This window comes from Desulfobacter sp. (assembly GCF_050177295.1).
On sequence record NZ_JBFXHE010000274.1, the window covers coordinates 1 to 6,050 of the forward strand.

At 45.3% G+C, this 6,050-nt stretch carries 4 protein-coding genes and 1 CRISPR repeat array; all 4 genes read right to left on the reverse strand.

Annotated elements, in window-relative coordinates; all coding sequences use genetic code 11:
- Positions 1 to 134 precede the first annotated feature (134 nt).
- Positions 135 to 1,838: a CRISPR direct-repeat array (repeat unit 36 nt; unit sequence GTCTTAATCCTCTCTAATCGAGGCAATCGTTCGGAC).
- A 200-nt stretch (positions 1,839 to 2,038) separates the two neighbouring features.
- Positions 2,039 to 2,317 (reverse strand): CRISPR-associated endonuclease Cas2, encoded by a 279-nt coding sequence (cas2, locus tag AB7U36_RS16595; RefSeq protein ID WP_428160812.1) that lies wholly within the window; start codon positions 2,315 to 2,317, stop codon positions 2,039 to 2,041.
- Complete coding sequence (locus AB7U36_RS16600) at positions 2,318 to 3,430, reverse strand: putative CRISPR-associated protein (protein ID WP_428160813.1); 1,113 nt, start codon at positions 3,428 to 3,430, stop codon at positions 2,318 to 2,320. It lies immediately after the preceding gene.
- A 22-nt stretch (positions 3,431 to 3,452) separates the two neighbouring features.
- On the reverse strand, positions 3,453 to 5,180 hold the full coding sequence (gene csm5, locus AB7U36_RS16605) for a type III-A CRISPR-associated RAMP protein Csm5 (protein ID WP_428160814.1): 1,728 nt from the start codon (positions 5,178 to 5,180) through the stop codon (positions 3,453 to 3,455).
- Positions 5,173 to 6,050, reverse strand: an 878-nt coding sequence (gene csm4, locus AB7U36_RS16610) for a type III-A CRISPR-associated RAMP protein Csm4 (RefSeq protein ID WP_428160815.1), incomplete at its 5' end; no start/stop codon positions are given. The genes csm4 and csm5, both read right to left, overlap by 8 nt.

Here is a 6,050-nt window from a genome sequence, read left to right on the forward strand (position 1 = left end):
CGCTGGTCAAATTAATCTCCAATAATCTTTATTGTTTCATTCACCATGAAGAGCATGAAGGACATGAAGAATGGACGTCTTCATGCTCTTCATGTACTTCATGGTAAAAAATCAAGCCCACCCTACCGGCAAAAGTCTTAATCCTCTCTAATCGAGGCAATCGTTCGGACTCAATAAAATCCCGTACATGAAAGAATGGGGGAAAGTCTTAATCCTCTCTAATCGAGGCAATCGTTCGGACTTACCAAAGGGTATCTTGCCATACATAGAGAGCATTACGTCTTAATCCTCTCTAATCGAGGCAATCGTTCGGACTGAAGGATATCAATGTTACTGCAATGGAGACGGCTGTGTCTTAATCCTCTCTAATCGAGGCAATCGTTCGGACTGAAGACTTTAAACCAGTAACGATCATACTGAATGAGTCTTAATCCTCTCTAATCGAGGCAATCGTTCGGACCATGATCTTACCACTTGGTAAGACTCAAAAATAAAGTCTTAATCCTCTCTAATCGAGGCAATCGTTCGGACCCGTATTATGAGCGAGAACACGCTCATAGCGCTTAGTCTTAATCCTCTCTAATCGAGGCAATCGTTCGGACCCAAATCTTCGATGAACAAAAAGCAGTCACAGACAAGTCTTAATCCTCTCTAATCGAGGCAATCGTTCGGACCTGAAGAATATGAGTACTTGCAGTCAAAAATACAAGGTCTTAATCCTCTCTAATCGAGGCAATCGTTCGGACAAGTCGCAGAACTCGAAGCAGCTCTGGAATTGGAAAGTCTTAATCCTCTCTAATCGAGGCAATCGTTCGGACTTATGGCATGAAGCAACAGCAACCGGCGGGACTGTTGTCTTAATCCTCTCTAATCGAGGCAATCGTTCGGACTCAATCATATAAATGAGGATATTTATGAGATATATAAGTCTTAATCCTCTCTAATCGAGGCAATCGTTCGGACTGAATCGGATAAACTTCGTTCTATTAATGCAATTCAGTCTTAATCCTCTCTAATCGAGGCAATCGTTCGGACCAATGGAAAAACAATGCTTGCCGTTGTTGAACTTAAGTCTTAATCCTCTCTAATCGAGGCAATCGTTCGGACCGACGGAACACCGGTCAAACGGGAAGGCGAAATTGTTATGAAGTCTTAATCCTCTCTAATCGAGGCAATCGTTCGGACTTGAAAAGTACCGGGATCAGCTTGCATGACTCAGATTGTCTTAATCCTCTCTAATCGAGGCAATCGTTCGGACCACGCAACGAAAACCAAGCGTTTAATAAAATAATGAGTCTTAATCCTCTCTAATCGAGGCAATCGTTCGGACGGTAATACAGATGCCGCCGATATTTGCAACCCAGTAGAGTCTTAATCCTCTCTAATCGAGGCAATCGTTCGGACCATACATCGAAATAGCATATCGAATCGAAATAGAAGTCTTAATCCTCTCTAATCGAGGCAATCGTTCGGACATTCACAACGGCCACATGATCATCCCGCAGCTTTAGTCTTAATCCTCTCTAATCGAGGCAATCGTTCGGACACAATTAGTGAATGCAGACGGTGTCGCATACGGCAGTCTTAATCCTCTCTAATCGAGGCAATCGTTCGGACTGAGGCACTTAAAATTGCACACGGGATGGGTATAGAGTCTTAATCCTCTCTAATCGAGGCAATCGTTCGGACCCAACACTTTTTATCAATTCAACAAAGGAGTAATTATGTCTTAATCCTCTCTAATCGAGGCAATCGTTCGGACGGTGGCACTAACATCTGGGATCAGCGCAGCTTCTGTGTCCGTCTTAATCCTCTCTAATCGAGGCAATCGTTCGGACTCTGGGTATGTGAAACCCTTTCCAGGCAAGGCTCTCCAACGCCGTTTTGCCGGACCTACCCCATTTTGGGGTTTCGGAAAAAAATTTCACACGTAAATTCATACTGTTTTAATCTTAACCTTTTGTTTTTAAAAACGATACTAAAATGCCGGACCTCCTTCGAAGATTTTGCGAACAAATTGTCAAAGATCATGACGGCCTCATGACACGGAATAAGCCCGGGTATTTGGCAAATTCCCGGTGCCGGAGAATTCAACCCGGCTTACGCAATGCCTGCAAAGCGGGTAATAGCGGATGGTATCCTCACCATGGTCAATGATCTCCTCCAGATCCGACTGCATTTTTATAAATTTGTATTCAGTCATGTTGGCGCATTCAAACACAGATTTTTGAACCCGGGTCCCGTATCCTTTCAGGATCTTCACTACCCTGTACCGGACCCGGTTGTCAACTATGTCAAAGCAGACCAGAAAAAACATTTAATGAAGCCCCCTGGCCAGCTTGTCCAGGATATAGCAGCCGTTTTCATCTTTGTGCAGAAATATACGTCTTGCATCACTATCTGCCCAGGCGTCTACTTCATGGGTTGACGGGGGCATTTTACCCCCTTTCAACGCTTTGAAATCAAGGGAATTCAAATTGGCTTTGTTGTCGTGAACAAACCGGTTGAGTTGATCTATGGTATTATTCACATGCCGCATCCGGTCCGGCCCAATGGATGCGGTGCTTTTTTGAAACCCCGGTCCATATCTGATTTTTTCCGGATTCGGTGAGGGCCACAATTGCGCCTTATATAATTGTTCCTTTGCCTCATTCCACAACACCTCGCCCCAGGCTGAAAGTTCAACAACGTCGTCCAGGCTGAGAATCATGGTTTCCGGAATCGTGACGTCACCTTTATATGGCACCCCCATGGCAAGGTTGCGGAAGCAGGCCAGATTCTTTTCCACAATTTCAGCAGCATCCAGTCTCACCGGGAGCCGGGGGATGCGCATGAGCATGTCAGATTTTTCAAAAATATACACAGTTTCATCAGCAAAGAAGTTGGCAATGCTTTGCAGAAAACCCTGTACCGCTTTAAATCCGCCTGTCAGATTGAAGATAATCTCATAACCGGCAGCCTTATATTTGGGCAGCTCTTCATAAAATTTTTTCACAAGATCAGACAATGCCCATTGAAAGGATGTCATTTCCCCGGTCTGCAGGCCTTCCTGTCTGTGAATGACCACGGTCATATCAGGGCAGGCCCGCAAAATCCATTTTGATACAAACCAGGCTGTCACCTCACCAAGCCAGGTATCTGAACAGACCAGCAGGTGAAAGTCATTGGCTTTTGGCAGAACCCCGCCGTAAAACTTAATGATGCTGTTCAGTTCGGCAGACATATCCTGGGCCTGTTCATATCCTGCAGTTTCAATCTCCAGGGCAAGCTGTTCAATCCGTTCGGCAAGAACGGCTCTGTCAGCTTCCGGAACATCTGATTTATTTTTTGCATTTGCATATTTATAAATCAGATTTCGCTGTGCGCCATCCTTTGCAAAATTGGTCAGAAGACTTGTGCCGCAGGGGGAGAGGATGTAGTTTTTGGGCATAATTGAGCTCCTTTAACAAGTTTCAGGATTTGCGCAATTTTTTTAATGCATTTTGAAGGTTTTTAAAGGCCTGCCTTTTGTTTTCCTTTGCATTTTTATTATTGCAGCCCCAGGCTATGAACTTACTATTCAGGCATTCTGAAGCGGCAAGGCTCAGCTGGTTTATATCGACATCGCTGTTGCTGTACTGCCCAAAGTCACTGAGAGAATGGATTTTATCAACAAGTTGCTGATCGTCGGCATCAAGTCGCTGAATGTCAGGATGGTCGATTCCTGATATCTCAACAACTCTTTCCACTTTTTCCCACTGACTGTTTGAACATTCTTTTTTTCGCCACAAATCAGGTGTGCGTTCCCATTGCCCGATAAAAACCTGTGCCAATTTTTTTCGGATATCCGGCTCTGCGTTTTCCAGTTTGGGCCAGACATCTTTTAAAGGCCCTTTCTGTGGGGCCTGCTCCAGGGCCAGATCGGTTTGTTGAACAACTGCAATATCCTGTTCAGTTTCGTCCATGGCATTCCATTGTTTCTCCCGTTCCCGCTTGGCATCATCCAGAGTTTTTTGTTTTTTCGCATTATTTATGGCAGTTGCGCGCTGTTCAGCTTCAAGCCGTTTTTTCTCTTCTTTATCGGTAAACGACAACTTCACCCACCCCATGGGAATGGCCTGTCCGTTGATCAGGGCAAAACGCCGGCTTTTGGGAAAAGGGAAGGAAGGATATTTATCCGCCAGCGACAGTTTTTTGCGAAGGTCTTGGGTCAGATCCCTTTTTTCCAGCAACTCTCCTGTCATACCATTCCATCCGCTGCCCCAGGCAAGCTGTAAAATGACCTCATTTTCCTTTATATCTCTGATTTTGTCCTCCAGATGTTCATAAAAAGTTTTGAGCATCTGAGTATAGTTACCACTTACCCCATTAAAAAAATCAAGTTCAGTGGCAATGGTTTTTTGTGTTTTTCGGCGGGCAGCATCGAGTATCCAGTCAAGCGTTAACGCTGTTCGCCCACCAAGATAGTCTTTCCCTTTTGTTCCAAGATAGGTATCAAAGGATATCTGGCAGTCGCCTTTGTTCCCTTCAGAAATTTTTTCTAATACGATATCAAAGTGTTTTTTATCCATCTTTTTAGGAGTTACCATCCGGTAAATTATAACAGTTTGAGGTTTGATGGTATCAGCGGGGAAGGTACAATCACCCACAGACAGGCAACGCATCAGGTTTTTCTGGGCATCAGGGCCAAGCAGATTTTTAGAAATTCTGCTGTCGGCAGTTTTTTGATTAACCCTTTGTTGACGCATTAATTCCTGTTTTAACCCTTCAACAGACCGCCTGTTTTCTTCATGGGATAATTTTGCCAGAACAGCGGTTCTGAAGGCACCTTTCAGAGAGCTTCCCGCAAGCAGCGCATCTGAAGTGCCGGTACGAAGTTGTACTAAGATATCCCTGGGCTTTTTTTCACAGGCAAAGTTATGGATACGGGCTGCATCTATGTCAATGCCGTCAGGTTTACGGCCTAACCAGTCTTCAAGGGTTTCCTCTTCAATGGCCCGGGTAAAGGCCTGTATGCCTGTTTCACCGGAACCTGCAACCTGTTCAAGCAGTTTGTTTCTGTCAAAAACCGTAAGCCTTCTGGCCTGGGTATTATATGAAAAATCAAAGTGTTCAACATATCTGTCTCCACTGCCGATATGCACAGGCGTCAGCAGTTCCACGTCACAATGATAGGTTAAGCGGATATTATTTTCAGTCATTATGCAGCCCCTCCTGTAATGGAATACAAAAGGCCCCGCCATTGCGGTAGATATTGTGGGGAATAAAGTCGGAACTTTTCAGCACACAGGGCGCATCGCCCTTGGCTTCAAAGGGGATGACCGCACCCTCCTCAAGCATCCAGCAGTCAGCGCGTCTAAATCGGCTCACATGAAAACCGCCTCCGGGTCCGGACCTTCTAATAAGAGAATACCTGCCGCTGGTAAGAACACCTTTCTGCACCTCCTGTCTGGTGGGATGGTAAAGCGACAGTGTCAGCCAGGCCCCCGCCGCATCAGGTACGGGAAATTCAGTTGCCACAGAAGAAAAACTAAAGCCGCCCTTGCCGATACTCCTGTCCGCACCGATCCCGCAATCTTCCAGAAGTCTCAAGGATGCCTCAAATTTTTTCCGTACATCATCAGAGTCAAACCGGGCAAGAAAGAAAAGGCCGGCAGTATTGCTAAAAAATTGGTCAGTACAGTAAAAAAAGGCACTTTCACTGACACCACCGTTCAATTGATCCGTCATAATTCTGGGCCGCTGTTCATGCTGCTGGAAAGCGGTAGCTTTTATATTTCTTTCTCCATGAAGCGCCATGGGAAACACCTGGTCTAAACATACATCGGTCGGCAGCAGCTGCTTTTTTTTAAGCGTTTTTCTGAAAAGCGGTTCGGCAATGTATTTGACCTTGCGCCATTCTTTTACACTGGGCACGCCTTGAACCGCCTTCTGTTTTGCGGCGTCTTCAATAACAACATCAAACGCGCCTATCGGCAGAGGGAAAAACCGAACGTCATTCATGAATGGAAAACATGAAGAGATGGAAAACGGCGTTTGAGTACATAATTCTTCCGGGTTGTCGTCAAACA

Excerpts from the sequence above, each read along its gene's own strand:
- csm5 (WP_428160814.1), bottom strand. The coding sequence starts at position 5,180 with ATGACTGAAAATAATATCCGCTTAACCTATCATTGTGACGTGGAACTG.
- cas2 (WP_428160812.1), bottom strand. The coding sequence starts at position 2,317 with ATGTTTTTTCTGGTCTGCTTTGACATAGTTGACAACCGGGTCCGGTAC.
- AB7U36_RS16600 (WP_428160813.1), bottom strand. The coding sequence starts at position 3,430 with ATGCCCAAAAACTACATCCTCTCCCCCTGCGGCACAAGTCTTCTGACC.